17 protein-coding genes are annotated in these 18,983 nt (G+C 65.2%); 9 read left to right on the top strand and 8 right to left on the bottom strand.

Annotated elements, in window-relative coordinates; all coding sequences use genetic code 11:
* The first annotated feature begins 13 nt into the window (after positions 1-13).
* Genes gspL through ACP7B7_RS13895 form a run of 8 tightly spaced genes read left to right on the top strand, consistent with a single transcriptional unit; the run spans position 14 to position 10,340 of the window.
* Complete coding sequence (gspL, locus tag ACP7B7_RS13930; RefSeq protein WP_426077041.1) at positions 14-1,252, top strand: type II secretion system protein GspL; 1,239 nt, start codon at positions 14-16, stop codon at positions 1,250-1,252.
* Entirely contained in the window at positions 1,249-1,782 is a 534-nt protein-coding gene (gene gspM, locus ACP7B7_RS13925) for a type II secretion system protein GspM (RefSeq protein ID WP_426077040.1), read from the top strand. Before gspL ends, gspM begins: the two co-directional genes overlap by 4 nt.
* Entirely contained in the window at positions 1,779-2,555 is a 777-nt protein-coding gene (locus tag ACP7B7_RS13920) for a type II secretion system protein N (protein ID WP_426077039.1), read from the top strand. Before gspM ends, ACP7B7_RS13920 begins: the two co-directional genes overlap by 4 nt.
* Entirely contained in the window at positions 2,552-4,798 is a 2,247-nt protein-coding gene (gene gspD, locus ACP7B7_RS13915) for a type II secretion system secretin GspD (protein WP_308923452.1), read from the top strand. Before ACP7B7_RS13920 ends, gspD begins: the two co-directional genes overlap by 4 nt.
* A gap of 10 nt (positions 4,799-4,808) precedes the next feature.
* The gene (gspE, locus tag ACP7B7_RS13910; protein WP_308923453.1) at positions 4,809-6,236 is read left to right on the top strand and encodes a type II secretion system ATPase GspE; all 1,428 of its coding nucleotides are present in this window, start codon (positions 4,809-4,811) and stop codon (positions 6,234-6,236) included.
* Positions 6,237-6,246: 10 nt separating this feature from the next.
* Entirely contained in the window at positions 6,247-7,467 is a 1,221-nt protein-coding gene (gene gspF / locus ACP7B7_RS13905) for a type II secretion system inner membrane protein GspF (RefSeq protein ID WP_426077038.1), read from the top strand.
* A gap of 18 nt (positions 7,468-7,485) precedes the next feature.
* Positions 7,486-8,061 carry a type II secretion system protein N gene (locus ACP7B7_RS13900; protein ID WP_308923455.1) on the top strand — a complete coding sequence of 192 codons (576 nt, stop codon included), beginning with the start codon at positions 7,486-7,488 and terminating at the stop codon, positions 8,059-8,061.
* 29 nt (positions 8,062-8,090) lie between these two features.
* Positions 8,091-10,340 (top strand): patatin-like phospholipase family protein, encoded by a 2,250-nt coding sequence (locus ACP7B7_RS13895; protein ID WP_426077037.1) that lies wholly within the window; start codon positions 8,091-8,093, stop codon positions 10,338-10,340.
* Here ACP7B7_RS13895 and ACP7B7_RS13890 read toward each other — a convergent pair.
* Positions 10,313-11,095, bottom strand: coding sequence for a helix-turn-helix domain-containing protein (locus tag ACP7B7_RS13890; RefSeq protein ID WP_426077036.1), 783 nt, complete (start codon positions 11,093-11,095; stop codon positions 10,313-10,315). The genes ACP7B7_RS13895 and ACP7B7_RS13890 overlap by 28 nt on opposite strands.
* Before the next feature lie 133 nt (positions 11,096-11,228).
* Here ACP7B7_RS13890 and ACP7B7_RS13885 point away from each other — a divergent pair, with 133 nt between their 5' ends.
* Positions 11,229-11,753, top strand: coding sequence for an outer membrane protein (locus ACP7B7_RS13885; RefSeq protein WP_426077035.1), 525 nt, complete (start codon positions 11,229-11,231; stop codon positions 11,751-11,753).
* Between the two features lie 78 nt (positions 11,754-11,831).
* On the opposite strand, the gene hslU is transcribed toward ACP7B7_RS13885, so the two are convergent.
* The 7 genes from hslU to ACP7B7_RS13850 all read right to left on the bottom strand — a co-directional run bounded on the left by hslU (position 11,832) and on the right by ACP7B7_RS13850 (position 18,969).
* Positions 11,832-13,187: an ATP-dependent protease ATPase subunit HslU gene (hslU, locus tag ACP7B7_RS13880; RefSeq protein WP_426077034.1), complete on the bottom strand. Its 1,356-nt coding sequence runs from the start codon at positions 13,185-13,187 to the stop codon at positions 11,832-11,834.
* Positions 13,188-13,213: 26 nt separating this feature from the next.
* Positions 13,214-13,750 (bottom strand): ATP-dependent protease subunit HslV, encoded by a 537-nt coding sequence (gene hslV / locus ACP7B7_RS13875; protein WP_010394217.1) that lies wholly within the window; start codon positions 13,748-13,750, stop codon positions 13,214-13,216.
* A 179-nt stretch (positions 13,751-13,929) separates the two neighbouring features.
* On the bottom strand, positions 13,930-14,382 hold the full coding sequence (gene dksA, locus ACP7B7_RS13870; RefSeq protein WP_308923460.1) for an RNA polymerase-binding protein DksA: 453 nt from the start codon (positions 14,380-14,382) through the stop codon (positions 13,930-13,932).
* A 481-nt stretch (positions 14,383-14,863) separates the two neighbouring features.
* Entirely contained in the window at positions 14,864-15,955 is a 1,092-nt protein-coding gene (locus tag ACP7B7_RS13865) for a CobW family GTP-binding protein (RefSeq protein WP_426077033.1), read from the bottom strand.
* Between the two features lie 136 nt (positions 15,956-16,091).
* Complete coding sequence (locus ACP7B7_RS13860; RefSeq protein WP_426077032.1) at positions 16,092-17,039, bottom strand: tyrosine recombinase XerC; 948 nt, start codon at positions 17,037-17,039, stop codon at positions 16,092-16,094.
* Positions 17,040-17,045: 6 nt separating this feature from the next.
* A complete protein-coding gene (locus ACP7B7_RS13855; RefSeq protein WP_426077031.1) occupies positions 17,046-17,717 on the bottom strand; it encodes a DUF484 family protein in 672 nt (223 codons plus the stop codon).
* A gap of 160 nt (positions 17,718-17,877) precedes the next feature.
* Positions 17,878-18,969, bottom strand: coding sequence for a porin (locus ACP7B7_RS13850; RefSeq protein WP_308923464.1), 1,092 nt, complete (start codon positions 18,967-18,969; stop codon positions 17,878-17,880).
* Positions 18,970-18,983 lie beyond the last annotated feature (14 nt).

Here is an 18,983-nt window from a genome sequence, read left to right as displayed (position 1 = left end):
AAAGCGAGTCCCTTTGATAACTTTGTATATCCGCCACCCGGCCAAGGCCTCCACCGATAGCGCGGCCGCATGCGCCTTCGTGCTGGCCGGCGACGGCGGCGCGCTGCAGCAGCAGGGCAGTGCCGCCCTGGGCAGCCTGGGCCAGCTGATCGCCGGCGCACAACGCGTGGTGCTGCTGCTGGCGGCGGCCGACGTCACCTTGCTGCGCCTGAAAACCCCGCCGCTGGCCGGCGCGCGCCTGCGCGCGGCCCTGCCTGGGCTGGTGGAAGAACATATCCTGGGCGACGCGCAGGACTGCGTGCTGGCCGCCGGCGCGCCCGACGCCGCCGGCCTGCGCACGGTGGCCGTGGCGCAGCGCGCCTGGGTCGAAGTGCTGGTGCAGGCCTTGCTGGCGCAGGGTGCGCGCAAGGTGGCCGTGCTGCCATCGCAACTGTGCCTGCCCTTGCCGCCCGGTGGCGTATCGGCCAGCCTGCAGACGGGCAGCCAGGGCATCGAACTGGCCTTGCGCCAGGCGCCGCAAGAGGGCCTGGGCCTGGTGCTGCCGTTCGACGCGCAACAGGCGCTGGCCACCACGCGCGCGTTTGCCGGCGACGTGCCGCTGACCATTTACGTGGCGCAGGATGAACTGGCGCCATACCAGCAGCTGGCGCAGGACGTGGCCGGCGTGACGGTGGAGCCTGACCATTGGGCGCACTGGGTCCAGGCCAGCCGCACTGCCGCCCTGGACCTGGCGCCGGCGCTGGGCGCGGGCGGCAGCGCCGCGCGCGACTGGGCGCGCTGGCGCTGGCCGTTGCGCCTGGCGCTGGCAGCCGTGATCGTCAACCTGGTCGGCATCAATATCGAATGGTCGCGCCTGAAGCGCGAAGTGGCCACCGTCAACACCTCGATGCTGCAGACCTTCAAGGCGGCCTACCCGAATGAGGCGCCGGTATTCGGCCTGGAAGAGGAACAGATGCGGCGCAATATCGCCGCCGCCAAGCTGCAGGGCGGCCAGGCCAGCATGGACGACTTTACCAGCATGAGCGCGGCGCTGGGCGAGGCCCTGGGTGGCCTGGCCGGGCGCGGCGTGGTGGCCTCGCTGGAATACCGCGAGCGCAGCCTGATCGTGCGCATCAAGCCCGACATGGTCGACGCCAGCGCCCAGGCGCAGGTGAAACAGGGGCTGGCCGCGCGCAAGCTGGACCTGAACGAGACCGAGCCCGGTATCTGGAAAATCACGGTCGCCACGGTCGCCAAGGGAGCAGCAGCATGAGCATCGCATTGAACAAGGGGCGGGCGGCACTGGCCACGCGCCAGCAGGCCATGCAGGCCTTCTGGGCCGAGCGCACGGCGCAGGAGCGCAAGCTTCTCTCCATCGGCGCGGTGGTGGCCGGCGTGGCGCTGGTGTATGCGGTGTTGTTCGAGCCGGCCTGGAACGGCCGCATCGCGCTGCAAAAAAGCCTGCCCGAGCTGCGCCAGAAGGCGGCCGTGCTTCAGTCGCTGGCGCGCGAAGCGGAAGACTTGTCGCGCCAGGCGCCGGTGCAGGTGGCTGCCATGAACCGCGAGGGCCTCGATGCGTCGCTCAAGGCGCGCGGCCTGGCGCCGCAATCGCTGTCGCTGACCGGCGAATATGCGCGCGTGCAGCTCAATGGCGTGCCGTTTGCCAGCGTCATGCTGTGGCTGGACGGCCTGCGCCGCGAAGGCCGCATCGCGGTGCAGGACGCGAAGATCACCGCGCAAAGCAAGGCCGGGCTGGTCGACGCGACCATCTCGCTGCACCAGAGTCCGGGCGTGACCCGATGAAGCGGATGGCGATCTGGCTGCTGGCGATCCTTGTCAGCGTCGGCCTGACCCTGCTGGTTTTCTTTCCGGCCGCCTGGGTGGCCGGCATCGTCGAAAAGCAGACCGGCGGGCGTTTGACCTTGGGCGACGCGCAAGGTACCCTGTGGCGCGGCTCGGCCTTTGTCGGCGGCGCGGCCAGTGCCGGCGGCGCCGTCACGCCGCTGCTGCCCGGCCGCTTCAGCTGGCGCATTGCGCCGTCGGTGCTGTGGGGTTCGGTCGACGTCGAGCTGCAAAACGCCGAGGCGCTGTCGCAGCCGGTCAATCTGCGTGGCTCGTGGTCGCACTGGCAGGTCAGCCCGGCGGCGCTGCTGCTGCCGGCCGATGGCCTGGGTGGCCTGGGCGCGCCCTTGAATACGGTGGCGCCGACCGGCAGCATGCGGCTGTCGTGGAGCACCTTGCAACTGGCCCTGGAGCAGCAGCAGTTTTCGGCCATCGGGCGCACCACCTTGCAGATGACCGACATGGCCTCGCGCCTGTCGTCGCTGCGCCCGCTGGGCAGTTATGAACTCGATTTCGACTGGCAGGGACAGCAGGCCCGGTTGACCTTGCGTTCCATGAAGGGCCCCTTGCTGCTCGACGGCAGCGGCAGCCTGAATCAGGGGCGCATGCAGTTTTCCGGCCAGGCCCAGGCCGCAGCAGGATATGAAGAGACCTTGGCGAGTTTGTTGAATTTGCTGGGACAGCGCCGTAGCAATAGCGAAAAAAACATCATCGCCCTAGAGTTTAGACAATGAAAAAATCATCCGTGAGCCCAATCAAACCATCCTTTTCGCTGCGCCGCCTGTCCGCCGCCGCCCTGTTGTGCTGTTCGGTGGCCGGCCTGCCGGCACCCGCCTGGTCCGCGCCCGGCGACGAGGCGGCGCTCAACTTTGTCGCCGCCGATATCGAGTCGGTGATCAAGGCGGTGGGCCATTACACCAACATCAATTTCGTGATCGACCCGCGGGTCAAGGGCACGATTACCCTGGTGTCGGAAAAATCGATCAGCAAGACCCAGGCATTTGCGCTGCTGGCCTCGGCTCTGCGCCTGCAAGGCTATGCGGTGGTGTCGGGCGACGGCTACGCCAAGGTGGTGCCGGAAGCGGACGCCAAGCTGCAGTCGGTGCCGACCCAGGTCGGCAATGGCGCGGCCCAGGTCAAGGGCGACCAGATCGCCACCCAGGTGTTTTACCTGAACTACGAATCGTCGGCCAACCTGCTGGCCGTGCTGCGCCCGCTGATTTCGCCGAACAACACGATCAACGCCAACCCGGGCAACAACTCGCTGGTGATCACCGACTACGCCGACAACCTCAAGCGCATGGCGAAAATCATCGCCGCGCTCGACGTGCCGGCATCGACCGACCTGGACGTGATCCCGGTGCGCTATGCGATCGCCTCCGACCTGGCGTCGATGGTGAACAAGCTGATGGAGGGCGGCAACGCCGGCGCAGGCACGGCTGTCGATACGGGCAAGGTGTCGGTGCTGGCCGACCCGCGCACCAACTCGCTGGTGCTGCGCGCGCCGTCGGCGGCGCGTGCCAACCTGGCCAAGTCGCTGATCGCCAAGCTGGACCAGCCCACCACGCAGCTGGGCAATGTGCACGTGGTCTACCTGAAGAACGCCGACGCCACCAAGCTGGCGCAGACCCTGCGCGCGGTGGTGACCTCGGACGGCTCGGCCGCCACCGCGCAGCAGGGCACCAATACCAATAACAGCTCGCAGGGTAACAACAACCAGACCCAGAACATCAGCGGCATCAACAGCTCCGGCATGGGCGGCAACACGCAAGGCGGCACCAGCGGCGGCGCGTCGCTCAACAATGCGCCGCAGCAGCTGTCCTCGGGCGGCGCGGCCGGTTTCATCCAGGCCGACGCGTCGACGAATACCCTGATCTTGACGTGCAACGAAGCCGTGTACCGCAACCTGCGCGCCGTGATCGACCAGCTCGACGTGCGCCGCGCCCAGGTCTATATCGAGGCGCTGATCGTCGAAGTGACGTCGGCCAAGGCCTCCGAATTCGGCGTGCAGTGGCTGGGGCTTTCCGGCGACAGCAGCAGCAACTACCGCGTCGGCGCCCTGCAATCGTTCGCCACCGGCACCACCAACAATATTGGCGCGCTGGCGACCGGCAAGGGCGCCGTGCTGCCGACCGGTGGCCTGACGCTGGGTATTTTCAAGCAGATCAACGGCGCGCTGGGTCTCGGTGCGCTGGCCCATGCGCTTGAATCGGACGGCAACGCCAATATCCTGTCGACGCCGAACCTGATCACCCTGGACAATGAACTGGCCACCATGCAAGTGGGCCAGAACGTGCCTATCCTGACGGGCCAGTACACCAGCACGGCCGGCACCAACAGCAATCCGTTCCAGACCATCGACCGCAAGGACGTCGGCCTGACCCTGAAAGTGCGTCCGCAGATTTCCGAAGGCGGCACCATCAAGATGGCGATTTACCACGAGACGTCGAGCGTGGACAAATCGACCACCAACGCGGTCAGCGGCATTACCATCAACAACCGCGTGATCGAAAACAATGTGCTGGCCGACGACGGCCAGATCATCGTGCTCGGTGGCCTGATCGAGGACAGCACCGGCGACAATGCGGAAAAAGTGCGCGGCCTGGGCGATATTCCCGTGCTGGGCAACCTGTTCAAGTACCAGACGCGCGAACGCAAGAAAACCAATCTGATGATCTTCTTGCGCCCGGTGATCGTGCGCAGCAAGGAGCAGAGCGGCAGCCTGGCGGCCGACCGTTACGACTACATGCGCGCGGCCGAAACGGCCGCCGTGCCGGCCACCGGCAACCTGATGCTGAAAGACCTGGGCACGCCCGTGCTGCCGGCCTTGCAGAACGGCCAGCCGGTGGGCGGCAATATGGTCACGCGTCCGGTGCCGCCGGCGCCGTTGCCGCCACCGGGTGCGCCGGCCAATGCGGCCACGCCGCTGCTGCAGCAGTACCAGCAGCAAAATCCGCAGCAAAACCCGCAACAGTGATCGGCCAGTCATGAGTAATTTGCTTCCTTACGCCTACGCGCGCGATTTCGGCCTGCTGGCCCGGGCCGGCGCGCAGGACGGCGGCGCGGTCGAGGTGCTGGTGGCCGTGTCGACGGCGCCGTCGGCGATCGCCGAAGTGTCGCGCCGTTTCGGCCAGATTCAATTGAAGGTCCTGCCGCGCGAGGAACTCGATGCGGCGATCGCCGGCGCCTATGCCGGCGGTGGCGGCAACGCGACCCAGATGGCCGATGAATTCGACGCCGACCTGGACTTGACCAAGCTGCTGCAGGACGTGCCGGCGATCGAGGACCTGCTCGAATCGTCCGACGACGCGCCGGTGATCCGCATGATCAACGCGCTGCTGACGCAGGCGTTGCGCGAAGGCGCCTCCGATATCCATATCGAACCGTTCGAGCAGACCTCGGTGGTGCGCTTTCGCATCGACGGCAGCCTGCGCGACGTGGTGCGTCCGCGCAAGGCCATCCATGGCTCGCTGATCTCGCGTATCAAGATCATGGCGCAGCTCGACATCGCCGAAAAGCGCCTGCCGCAGGACGGCCGCATCACCCTGCGCGTGGGCGGCAAGCCGGTCGACGTGCGCGTCTCGACCCTGCCCACCGGCCACGGCGAACGGGCCGTATTGCGTCTGCTCGACAAAGAGGCGGGCCGGCTCGACCTGCAGCACCTGGGCATGAGCGCGCCCATGCTGGGGCAGTTCGACGGCCTGATCAACCAGCCGCACGGCATCGTGCTGGTCACCGGGCCGACCGGCTCGGGCAAGACCACCACCCTGTATGCGGCCCTGTCGATGCTGAACGCCACCACCACCAATATCCTGACGGTGGAAGACCCGATCGAGTACGACCTGGCGGGCGTGGGCCAGACGCAAGTGAACCCGCGCATCGACATGACCTTTGCCAAGGCCCTGCGCGCGATCTTGCGGCAGGACCCGGACGTGATCATGATCGGCGAGATCCGCGACCTGGAAACGGCGCAGATCGCCGTGCAGGCCTCCCTGACGGGCCACCTGGTGCTGGCCACCCTGCACACCAACGACGCCTCGGCGGCCGTGACGCGCCTGCTGGACATGGGGATCGAGCCGTTCCTGCTGTCGTCGTCGTTGCTCGGCGTGCTGGCGCAGCGGCTGGTGCGCAAGCTGTGCGGCTCCTGCAAGACCTTCGATCACCAAAGCGGATACTGGCAGGCGGTCGGCTGCGAGCAGTGCGGCCAGACCGGCTACCAGGGCCGCGTGGGCGTGTATGAACTGCTGCGCACCACCGAGCAGATCCGCGCGCAGATTCACAACCGCGCCTCGGAAGCGGACGTGCGCGCCGTCGCCCTGCAGGACGGCATGACCGGCATGCGCGAGGACGGCGAACGCTGGCTGCGCGACGGCACCACCACGCAAGCCGAGCTGCTGCGCGTGACCAAAGACTAGGCCCGCCACCATGCCCGCATTCCGTTATGAAGCCGTCGACGCCGTGGGCGCCACCCGCAAGGGCGTGCTCAATGCCGACAGTCCGCGCGCCGCGCGCGCCGAACTGCGCCTGCAAGGCCTGGTGCCGCTGGCCGTCGACCTGATCGCCGCGCAAGTCGATGCGGCCGGCGTCACCAGGCGGCGCGGCTTCGGCGAGCGCCTGTCGACCACCGAACTGGCGCTGTTTACGCGCCAGCTGGCCAGCCTGCTGGAAGCGGGCCTGCCGCTGGAGCAGGCCTTTTCCGCCTTGCTGGAACAGGCCGAGCGGCCGTATTTGCGCGACCTGATCGCCTCGATCCGCTCCGAAGTGATCGGCGGCGCCGCGTTTTCCGACGTGCTGGCGCGCCATCCGCGCGACTTTGCCGAGATCTACCGCGCGCTGGTCGCGTCGGGCGAGCAGATCGGCCACCTGTCGCGCGTGCTGTCGCGCCTGGCCGACTATATCGAGCGCAGGAATGCGCTGGTGCAGAAGGTCAAGCTGGCGTTCACCTATCCCGCGATCGTCACGGTGGTGGCGTTTTCCATCGTGATCTTCCTGCTCACCTACGTGGTGCCGCAGATCGTCTCGGTGTTTGCCAATACCAAGCAGAAGCTGCCGATGCTGACGGTGATCATGCTGGCGCTGTCGGACTTCTTGCGCAACTATGGCCTGGTGGTGGGCATCGCGCTGATCGGCGCCTGGGTGGCCTGGCGCCGCGCCCTGCAGCAGCCGGCCCTGAAACGGCGCTGGCATACCTGGCTGCTGACGGCGCCGCTGTACGGCAAGTTCGAGCGCAGCCTGAACACGGCGCGCTTTGCCAGCACCCTGGCCATCACCACCGGCTCGGGCGTGCCGATTTTGCGCGCGCTCGACACCAGCCGCGACACCCTGACCAATGTGGCGATGCAGGAGCTGGTGGCTGATGCCAGCGGCGCGGTGCGCGAAGGCGTCAGCCTGGCGCGCGCGCTGTCGGCGCAAAAGCATTTTCCGCCGATGCTGATCCACATGATACGGGCCGGGGAAATCACCGGCGAGTTGCCGGCCATGCTGGAGCGCGCCGCCAGCGCCCAGGAGCAGGACCTGGAACGCCGCACCCTGACCATCGCCGGCCTGCTGGAGCCGGCCCTGATCCTGGCGATGGGCGTGGTGGTGCTGCTGATCGTGCTGGCCGTGCTGATGCCGATTATCGAAATCAATCAGTTAGTGCGTTAAAAAAGAATCTGGAAAATCATGAAGCGTCTGCCTCAATTTGTAACTTTGCTCGCCCTGGTGGCGCTGTCCGTGTCGCTGGCCTATTGGGCCATGCAGCTGTTCAAGGCGCCGCAACGGCCGATCAATCCGCCGCCGGTGCCTGTCGTGCAGGACGCCAGCGTGGAGGCGGGCGCCGCGCTGTTCGGCGGCCAGGTCAGCGTGGCCACCGCCAGCAATTACCAGTTGCGTGGCGTGGTGGCGCCCGCCAATGGCCGCGGCGCCGTGGCCATCATCGCCACCGACGGCCAGCCGGCCAAGGCCTACCCGACCGGCTTTGAGGTGGCGCCCGGCGTGACGGTGCGCGAAGTGCAGGCGCGCTACGTGCTGCTGCAGGACGGCGGCGTGAGCAAGCGCATCGACCTGGTGGCCGACGACAAGGCGCTGGCGCTGCCGTCGATGACGCCGCTGCCAGTGGCCACGCCGGCGCCGCCGGCGCAGGCCCCCAACAATGCGCTGGTGCCGCCGCCGCTGCCGATGGAGCGTCCACCGGTGACGGTGGCGCCCGCCGGCCAGGTCACCACCAACCAGCCGCCGCCGAATTCGCCGGCAAATTGAGTCCGCGCGCCATTCTCCCGGGAGTACCCATGTTGTCACTGCGTGCCGTCCTTGCCGGCTGCATGGCGGCGCTGTGCTGCCTGCCGTTCGCTGCGGTCCATGCCGCGCCTGAAACCGATGCCGCCGCCGCAGCAACCGCAGCGCCAGCCCCTCCGGCGCGCCCGCGCGTGGCGCTGGTGCTGTCGGGCGGCGGCGCGCGCGGCTTTGCCCATATCGGCGTGCTGAAAGTACTGCAGGAACTGCATGTGCCGGTCGACATGGTGGTCGGCACCAGCATGGGCGGCGTGGTTGGCGGCGCCTACGCGGCCGGCGCCTCGGTGGCGGACCTGGAAAAGATGGCGCGCGAAACCGATTGGCAGCGCGTGGTGGCCGACCGTCCGCCGCGCGAGGAACTGGCGTTCCGGCGCCGCGAGGAAGACCTGCTGCTGGCGTCGCGCATCGAATTTGGCGTCAGCCGCGACGGCATTTCAACGCCGCCGGCCGCCGCCAGCAATGCGGCGCTGGAGATGGCCCTGACCCGTTTGCTGCCGCCGGGCATGCGCGACCGCCCCGCCAGCGCCTTGCCGCTGCCGTTCCGTTCGGTGGCTTCGGACCTGGTCAATGGCGAACTGGTGGAACTGGTCGACACGCCCTTGTTCCTGTCGATGCGCGCGTCGCTGGCCGTGCCGGGCGTGTTTTCGCCGGTGCGCGTCAATAACCGGCTGGTGGTCGATGGCGGCCTGGTGCGCAATCTTCCCGTCGACATGGCGCGCGCCATGGGCGCCGACATCATCATCGCCGTCAACGTCGGCACGCCGCTGGCGCCGGAAAAAGAGCTGGGCAGCGCGATCGGCGTGGCCCAGCAGATGCTGCAGATCCTGACCGAGCAGAACGTGCAGCGCTCGCTGAAGGAACTGCGTGCCGACGATATCCTGGTGGCGCCCGACCTGGGCGGTGTCAGTTTTCTCGATTTTGGCAATCATGCGCGCGCCATGCGCGCCGGCGAACAGGCGGCGCAGGCGCTGGCCGCGCGCCTGGCGCCGCTGGCGCTGCCGCCGGAACAATACGCGGCGCGCGAGCAGCTGCGCCTGGCCGCGCCGGCCCTGCTGGACGTGGCCTTGCCGCTGACGCGCCTGGCGGTCGAAAGCGAAGGCGACATCAACCCGCGCACCCTGCAGGCGCAATCGGGCCTGGTGCAAGGCCAGCTGGTCAGCCAGGCCGACGTGCAGACGGCGGCGGCGCGCCTGTATGGCCGTGGCGATATCGCCCGCGTGGAGACGGCGGTGGTCGACGCCGGCGAGCAGCGCACGGTGACCATCAACGCGGTCGAAGCGCCGTGGGCCAGCAACCGCCTGCGCGTGGGGCTGGAATTGGGCAGCGACTTCAAGGACAGCAATACCTTTGCCCTGAAACTGCTGCACGTGGCCTCCAATTTGAACAGCTGGGGCGGCGAGCTGCGCAGCATGGCGCAGATCGGCACCACGCGCGACTTCGGGGTGCAGTTCTGGCAGCCGCTGGGGGCCGGCAACCCGTGGTATATCGCGCCCACCCTGCAATACACCTCGTCGGCGGTCGACCTGTTCGACAAGGGCCGGCGCAGCGCCCGCATGGCCTATCGCGGCCATGGCGCCTCGCTGGTGCTGGGCCGCCAGTTCGGCTATTGGGGCGACCTGCAGGTCGGCGTCACGCGCAGCAAGGTCAAAGGCAGCCTGGTGATCCCCGCCGACCCCGGCGCGCCGGAAGAACGCGCGCTCGGTACCAACCAGTTCGTGCAGTTCCGCATCGACACGCTCGACGGCACGGGTTTTCCCACCCGTGGCGTGCTGCTGGACGCCACCTGGATGCATACGCCGTCGCCCGGCGTCGGCGAAGCGGGCCTGGGCCGTTCGGCCGTCACGGGCCTGAAGGCGTTCGGGCGCGGCAACTGGGCCGGCCACGTGTATGGCGAATGGGCGCGCGCCCAGCATGGCGAGGCGCCGCTGAACCTGGGCGGCTTCCTGCGCCTGTCGGGCACGCAGTTCGAATCGGTGACGGGGCGCAGCGTGGCGCTGGCCAGGGTGGTGATGGCGCGCCGCATCGGCGCGCTGCCGGCCACCTTCGGCGGCGCCGTGCGGGCCGGTTTCTCGCTGGAGATGGGCGGCGGCTTCGACCAGAGCGAACGCTGGAAGGCCAGCAAATTCACCCAGGCCGCCAGCGCCTTCATTTCGGTCGACACCCGTTTCGGCCCCGTGTACGTGGCCGGCGGCGCCTCGAAGGGCGGCGAGGGCACGCTTTATCTGTTCCTCGGGCCGGCCTGGTGATGCGGCGCCGCTGCCGCCGGCGCGGGCCGGCGCAGCGCGGTAAACGCGGCAAACTCCCATGAGCGGAAACCGAGCAGCAGGGTAAACCCATCGCGCTCGAGCGGGGCCAGGCGGCGGTCGCTCTGGTGCAGCCGCGCCAGTTCCTCGGCCAGCTGGCGGATCTTTTGCACCATCTCCTGCGCGCTGGGCAGGCTCAGGCGGGCCGGGATGCACATCAGCGTTTCGCCGGCGCCGTCGAAATGGCCGCTGAAATAATCGGCCACCACATGCTCGCGGAAGTACTGCTGCACCGGGCCGTCGGCCAGCCAGTGAAAGGCGTTCGACACGCGCAGGCTGTAGCGGTTCAGCGGCTTCAGTTCGATCAGGCCCAGGCGGTCCAGTTCGGCCAGGTAGACGATGCATTCGGCCTGCGTCAGCGCATAGGTTTCCACCACCTGCTCCAGGTTCCAGTGCCCCAGGCAGCAGATCGCCACCAGCAGCAATCGCGGCTGCGCCACCAGCGATTTTTCCTGCACCAGGGTCAGCGTGTCGGCATGCGGCGTGATGTCGGCCGCGCCGCGCAGCACGTCTTCCATGGCGATGCCGGCCGCCTTGCAGATCAGGGCCAGGCGCGACAGCGACATGTCGTGCTGGCCGAACATGCGCTTGACGCTCGATTCGCTCATGTCGATGCGTTCGGCCAGCACCTTGTAGGTCATGCCGACGGCGCGCAGCTCGGTGCGCAGCACGCGCAGCACCAGTTCGGGTGAACTCATGGTCTATCCTTTTTTGCAATGTTGGTGGCGTATGACGGTACTGAATGTAGCTGTTTATGCCACTTTGCACAAGGTAATAGTACTTTGCGGAAAAAGCGCCGACACTGTGCTTCCCCTACCCGCAGAGGCTTCCATGTCCCTTCATCCGCTCCTTGCCAGCCTGCTGCTGGCGCTGGCCGCCACCGCGCCCTGGTCCGCCCAGGCGCAGGAAAAGGGACAGGTGGAGGCGGGTGCCGGCCGTACCTTTCGCGAAGGCGACGGCAAGGCATGGCTGGCTTACCGTTTCGCTGCGCTGCCGTTCCGGGGCGGCGTCGCCGTGCCTGCGCTTGAGGTGGTGGGGTATGCGGGGGCGGCCCGTGGCGACGCGGGCCGCAAGTTCGCCGGCGCTGGCCTGCAAGGTGCCGTCAACTATCAGTTCGACGCCTTTACCCTGAGCGGACGGGCCGGCATGGGCTATACGCGCGGCAGCGGCAAGCGCGCCGATGGCGACAGGGACGGGAAAAAACGGCTGGGGATATTGTATGGACTGGGCACGGCGTATGCCGTGACGGACAACTGGAGCGTGCACTTCGACTGGGACCGCGTGCCGGTGCGCTACAACGGCCAGCAAAAAGCCACGGTGGACCTGTTTTCGCTGGGCCTGTCATACCGTTTCTGACGGTGCGGCAGGCCGGCATTCGATGGCCTGATCGCGGACGCCCCACCGGGGGCGTCCGCAGGCGGCCTGGCCTATGGCTTACAACACGTAGCGCGACAGGTCTTCGTTGACCGACAGCGCTTCCAGGCGCTCGTTCACGTACGCCGCGTCGATCACCAGCAGGTTTTCGCCGGTGCTGCTGCCTTCGCTGGCCGTAAACGACACTTCTTCCAGCAGCTTTTCCATCACCGTATGCAGGCGGCGCGCGCCGATGTTTTCGGTGCGCTCATTGACCGAATAGGCGATTTCGGCCAGGCGCGTGATGCCTTCTGGCGCGAACTGCAAGGTCAGGTTTTCGGTGGCCAGCAGGGCTTCGTACTGCATCGTCAGGCAGGCGTCGGTGCTGGTCAGGATACGCTCGAAATCCGAGATCGACAGCGATTCGAGTTCCACCCGGATCGGGAAGCGGCCCTGCAGTTCCGGGATCAGGTCCGACGGTTTCGACAAATGAAACGCGCCCGAGGCGATGAACAGGATATGGTCGGTGCGTATCATGCCGTACTTGGTATTGACGGTGGTGCCTTCGACCAGCGGCAGCAGGTCGCGCTGCACGCCGGCGCGCGAGATATCGGCGCCGCCGGACTCCGAGCGCGACGCGATCTTGTCGATCTCATCCAGAAACACGATGCCGTTCTGCTCGACGTTCTGGATCGCCTTCTGCTTCAGCTCATCTTCGTTGACCAGCTTGGCCGCTTCTTCCTCGACCAGCAGTTTCAGCGCTTCCTTGATCTTGACCTTGCGCGCCTTCTTGCGCGCACCGCCGCCCGCGCCGGAAAACATCGACTTGATCTGCTCCGTCATCTCTTCCATGCCCGGTGGCGCCATGAACTCCATCTGCGGGCCCGCTTCGGCCAGGTCGATCTCGATTTCCTTGTCGTCCAGCTCGCCCTGGCGCAAACGCTTGCGGAAGGTCTGGCGCGTGCTATCGCCGCTGCCCGAGTCCACCGCCGCGGCCGTGTTCGGCGTAAAGCCGAAGTCGCGCGCCGGCGGCACCAGGATATCGATCACGCGGTCTTCGGCCGCGTCTTCGGCGCGCGCGCGCACCTTCTTCATTTCCAGCGAGCGGGTCTGCTTGATGCCGATATCGATCAGGTCGCGGATGATGGTGTCGACATCGCGGCCCACATAACCGACTTCGGTAAATTTGGTCGCCTCGATCTTGATGAACGGTGCCTCGGCCAGCTTGGCCAGGCGGCGCGCGATTTCCGTCTTGCCGACGCCGGTAGGGCCGATCATCAGGATGTTCTTCGGCGTGATTTCATGGCGCAGCGGCTCGGCCACCTGCTGGCGGCGCCAGCGGTTGCGCAAGGCGATGGCGACGGCGCGCTTGGCCTTGGCCTGGCCCACCACGTGTTTGTCGAGTTCGGTAACAATTTCCGACGGGGTCATGTTCATGATCATATTCTGCTCAGCTTTCCGACTTAATCCAAAGTCTCGATAATGTGCGACATGTTTGTGTAAATGCAGAGCTCGGCGGCGATGGTCAGCGATTTCTTGACCACTTCGGCCGGCGACAAGTCCGTGTTTTCCTGCAGCGCCTTGGCGGCCGACTGGGCGTAGGTGCCGCCCGAACCGATGGCGCCGATGCCGTCTTCCGGTTCCAGCACGTCGCCGTTACCGGTGATCACCAGGGTCGACTCGCTGTCGGCCACCAGCAGCATGGCTTCGAGGCGGCGCAGCACGCGGTCGGTGCGCCAGTCCTTGGCCAGCTCGACCGAGGCGCGCAGCAGATTGCCCTGGTGTTTTTCCAGCTTGCCCTCGAAGCGGTCGAGCAGGGTGAAGGCGTCGGCGGTGCCGCCGGCAAAGCCGACCAGGACCTTGCCCTGGTACAGCTTGCGCACCTTGCGGGCCGTGCCCTTCATGACGATATTGCCCAGGGTGACCTGGCCGTCGCCGCCGAGGGCCACTTGCTTGCCGCGCCGTACGCAGAGGATGGTGGTGCCGTGAAATTGTTCCATAGTGACCTCAAAAAGTGTGCTGCAGATGCGCGCGGAATGGCGTCATTGCGCGCCGATGGCTCAAACGTGGGGATGGATCAGGCAATTGCAAGCGATACGGCAACGGTCGGGGCCGGGACGAAAAAAAAGCATGCGGCCGTGGCTGCATGCTTTTTTCCTGCATCAATGCAAGGCAATAATCAGTCGCCGTACAGTTTCTGTTTCAGTTCGCGCCGTTGCTGGGCTTCCAGCGACAGGGTGGCGGTGGGGCGCGCGATCAGGCGCGGAATGCCGATCGGCTCGCCCGTTTCTTCGCACCAGCCATAGTCGCCGCCGTCGATGCTGGCGATCGATTGCTGCACTTTTTTCAGCAATTTGCGCTCGCGGTCGCGCGTGCGCAGTTCCAGCGCATGCTCTTCCTCGATGGTGGCGCGGTCGGCCGGATCGGGCACGAGCACGGTTTCGCGCAGGTGTTCGGTGGTTTCGCCGGCGTTTTTCAGCAGCTCTTTTTCCAGCTGTTGCAGGCGCGCCTTGAAGAATGCCAGTTGTGCCGGATTCATGTAGTCATCCTCGCTCATGGCGCGAATCGCTTCTTCGCTGATGACGGGGATGTCCTGATTGGCGGCCGGGGTCGATTTATTAGTTTTGGTCATGACTTCGCTTACCTTCGATACGACAGAGTTTTCAAATTGATCAGTTGATGCGGCGATGCCGAGCAACTGTACAGGTTCCGCTGGGCATTACTGTCCGGATGTACTGCTTGCGACCTTGGCTTGCCGGCACAGGCCAGGACTGCCGTCCGGCCATAATGCCATGTTGATAACTTTTTACCGCTTTATCCAGTCTCGCTCTATGCGCGTTGACGGGCGTGTTGGGTGGATCGGTTTCATGCCTGGCGTGCGGCCATCGGCAGTTTGCCAGCCTTTCATGACAGGCTCACGACAGGGGCCGTTTTCGTCGCTGATTTTGGCACGCTTTTCGGTATATTGCCATCCCGATTTGTTGCCGGAGCGATCATCTGTCGCCCCGTCTCGGTTTATTCCGGCAAGTTTGCCTGCGGACGGCGGGAAAGCATGCTTGACTAACCCTTTTACTTGCCTGTTTGCAATGGGTAAATCGCAAAACCCGGCTAGTTTATACCAAACATTGTTCGAGTCCGCGAATAAAAATATCTTTTGGTAGATTTTTGCCAATAAACACCATTTTGCTGCCGCGCACTTCTCCCTCGCCCCATTTGGCGCCCAGGTCGCTGCCCATCAGCTGGTGCACGCCCTGGAACACCACCTTGCGTTCGGCGCCCTGCATCAGCAATACCCCCTTGTAGCGCAGCATGCGCGGACCATACACCTGCACCAGGCCACCGAGGAATTCATCGAGCTTGGCGCTGTCGAACGGTTGCGTGCTCTTGAAGACAAAGGCGGCGATATCATCGCTGTGATGGGCATGGTGGTGGTCGGCATGGCCGCAATCGGTGGCGCAGGCGTCGCCGTGCTCATGCTTGTGTTCATCATGCGCGTGCCCATGCCCATGGTCGTGAGGATGGTCGTGATCATGGACGTGCGCCGTTTCGGTGGCCAGGAAATCCGGATCCAGTTCCAGCTTTTCGTTCAGGTTGAAGCCGCGGATGTCGAGCACTTCGGCCAGCGGCGCGCGGCCGAAATCGACTTTGGCTATCGGCGCGCGCGGATTGATGCGTTTCAGGCGGCGGCTCAGGATGTCCAGCTCGTCTACGTTGACCAGGTCGGTTTTCGACAGCAGCAGCTTGTCGGCAAAGCCCACTTGCCGCTGCGCTTCCTCGTAATCGTCCAGTTGCTGCATCGCGTGGCGCGCGTCGACCACGGTGATGATGGCGTCCAGCATGTAATGGCTGCCCACCTCTTCATCGACAAAAAAAGTCTGCGCCACCGGGCCCGGATTGGCCAGGCCCGTTGTTTCGATGACGACGCGGTCGAACGACAAGGTGCCCGCATCGCGCTTTTGCGCCAGCGCCGTCAGCGCCACGATCAGGTCGCCGCGCACGGTGCAGCAGATGCAGCCGTTGTTCATTTCAATGATCTGTTCGCTACTGTCCTGCACCAGGATTTCATTGTCGATGTTTTCCTGGCCAAATTCATTTTCGATCACGGCGATGCGCATGCCGTGGTCTTCCTGCAAGATGCGATTCAACAAAGTGGTTTTGCCGGCGCCCAAAAAGCCGGTGAGGATGGTAGCGGGGATCATTGCCATGTAGAGTACCTGTGCGGTGAGTCGGTGTTGCCGCCTGCCAGCGGGCGTATCCGGACGATTATGCCGGAATTTTACAAATGCTTGCAAATGCGGCGGAATCGGCTTGATATGGATCACACCAGCAACTGGCGGCCCGCTATTTGACCTTGGCGCGCGGATGCGTCTTGTCGTACACCTCCGACAGATGCTGGAAGTCGAGCGCCGTATAGACCTGGGTCGAAGTGATGCTCGAGTGCCCCAGCATTTCCTGCACCGCGCGCAGGTCGCCCGACGATTGCAGCACATGCGAGGCGAACGAGTGGCGCAGCACGTGCGGATGCACATTGGCGGGAATGCCGGTGGCCAGCGCATGGGCTTTCAGGCGCAACTGCAGCACGCGCGGCGAGATGCGCGTGCCGCGCGTGCTCAGGAACAGCGCCGCGCTGCCGTCGAGCGGGGGCGGGCGCACCGCCAGCCAGCTTGACAGGGCCACCAGGGCGGCCTTGCCGACAGGCACCTTGCGCATCTTGTCGCCCTTGCCGGTGACCACCACTTCGAAGCTGGCCATGTCGACCCAGCCCAGCGACACAGGACCATGCGCGTCGGCCTTGCGGTAATGGGTGTCGAGGCTGGTCAGCTCGGACACGCGCAGGCCGCTCGAATACAGCAGTTCGAACATGGCGCGGCTGCACAGTTCTTCAAGCTCCGCCTTGCCCTCCTGGTGCGGCGCGGGCGCGACCAGGCGCACAGCGTCGTCCACCGACAGGGCTTTCGGCAAGGTTTTTGACCGTTTTGGCGCGCGGATGCCGTCGACCGGATTGGCGGCTATCGCCGTCTCGCCGGCCAGCCAGTCGAAAAAGCCGCGCCAGGACGACAGCTTGCGGGCGATCGAGCGCGGCTCCAGGCCGCTGGCGTGCAGTTTCGAGGTATAGCGGCGCACTTCCTGATGCGCCAGCGCCTGCCAGGCTAGATCGCCGCTCAGCGCCAGCAATTCGCGCAGGTCGCGCCCGTAGGCCGCCACGGTGTGCGGCGACAGCTTGCGCTGGGTTGCCAGCTGGGCCAGCCAGGCGTCCAGCCACTCGGCCTTGCTGCGCGACAGGCTCATGGCGTGTTACGGCGTGGCGCGCAAGGCGGCCAGCGCGGCGCTGGCGGTGGCGCCGATATGCACCAGGAAATCGGTGCCCATGCTGGCGGTAAACCGCTCGCTGTCGGGCGAGCCCAGCACCAGCAGGCCGAAGGTGCCGCTGCCGCCCGGCGCACGCAAGGCGATCATCACGGTTGATGCGATCTTGTCCGACTGCAGCCAGTGCACGGCTTCGAAATCGCGGTTGCTGCCGCAATACGGGGTTTGCAGGCCATTGGCGAACATGCGCACATCGGCCGTCACGTCCTGGGCATACCAGGCGTCGGCGAAGTCGGGCGCCAGCTGCCACAGCCGCAGGCTGGCGTGGGGCACGTCGAAATGGCTTTGCAGGGCGTCGACCAGCACGCGCGGCATGGCGCCGTCTTCGCGCACCTGCAACATGGCCTGGTTCCAGCCGTGGAATTTATTGGCGATGGCGCCGTTTTCCTGGGCCACGCGGCTGAGGTTGGACATGCGCAGCTCGAGCGCCTTGTACTTGTCGCGCATCACTTCCATCTGGCGTTCCTGCAGCGAGATGGTGCGGCCCGTGATCGGGCTGCTCAGCTTGACCTCACCGAGCAGGCTGGTGTGTTCTTCGAAAAAGTTCGGATGCTCGCTCAGATACTGGGCGACGGTGCTTGAGTCGAGTGGTGCGGTCATTGATGGATGCAATCAGTAGTCATGGAAATCGCCTGATTCTAACCGACAGCGCGCCGTGATACGGTTCAACAGCGCGCGGCCATGAAAAAAGCGGCATGGTTGCCCATGCCGCTTTGTATTCCATGTCCCTGCCGCCGGTCAGGCGTGGCGGCTCAGGTCATCAGAAGTTGTGATGCAAGCCGATGCCGACGTAATTGTCGGTGCGCGAAACATTATAGTTGCCGGAATAGACGCCGCCGACGGCCGAGTAGTTGGCCAGTTTCTTGTTCGAAATATCAGCGTAGACGTAGGTGCGTTTCGACAGATTGTAGTCATAGCCCAGCGATGCCTGTTTGGTCTTGACCACGCCGTCTGGCGTTTTCTGACCGTAACCAGCACGAATCTTGCCAGGGCCCACGTCATAGTTCATGCCCAATACCCATGCCTTGGTATCGGTATTGACGATCTTGAAGTTGCCGTCATCCTGATTCTGGTACGACGCCATCAGTTTCAGTTCTGGCGCCACGTTGAACGATGCTGCAACCGACCAGAGTTTGGCTTGCAAACCATTACGCTCGTAGGCGCCCATGGCAGCGAACTGGCCGTAGTTATAGGTGAGCGACATCGAGTACGGGTTCGATGCTGGAACGACGTTGGCTGGCACGGCGAAGTTGCCGTTCGGGTTGCTGATCAGGTTGCGTACTGAGGTATTGACGATAGCGTTGCTGTTCGCTTCCTTGGCGGCGACGGTGGCGTTGAACTGGAAACCGCTGAACACTGGCGAGTTGTAGAACACGGCGTTCGAGAAACGGTTTTGCGAGTTGCCTGGCGCGCTCAGCGGATCACTGGTGTAGCCAGCTACTTGCAGGTCGGTCTGGAAGCCGGCTTTCGTCGGCATGCCCGACCATGGTTCGAACGCGGTGACCGACTCCTGGAAGGCGGTCAGGCCACGGCCCAGGCGGACGGTACCGAAGTCGCCTTGCAGGCCGACGCGGCTTTGACCCTGGAACAGCGGACGGCTGTTGCTTTCCAGCGTGCCGGTGTCGGATTCATAGCGAATTTCCAGTTGGAAAATAGCTTTCAGGCCATTGCCCAGATCTTCCGTACCCTTGAAACCCAGTTTGTTGTTGTCGCGCTTGGTGACGGCTGCGCTTGAACCGGTCGTCTTGCCCAGGCCGGCATCGATGGTGCCGTAGATTTGCACGGACGATTGTGCTTGCGCAGTGGCGGCAAAGGCGCCGAACAGTGCGAGGGCAACGAGTGATTTTTTCATGTCTTTTTCCCTAG

This window comes from Janthinobacterium sp. PSPC3-1, from assembly GCF_049896105.1.
Taxonomy (GTDB): Bacteria; Pseudomonadota; Gammaproteobacteria; order Burkholderiales; family Burkholderiaceae_D; genus Janthinobacterium.
The sequence above is the reverse complement of the archived record's forward strand: the minus strand, read 5'-3'. Positions and strand labels throughout refer to the sequence as shown.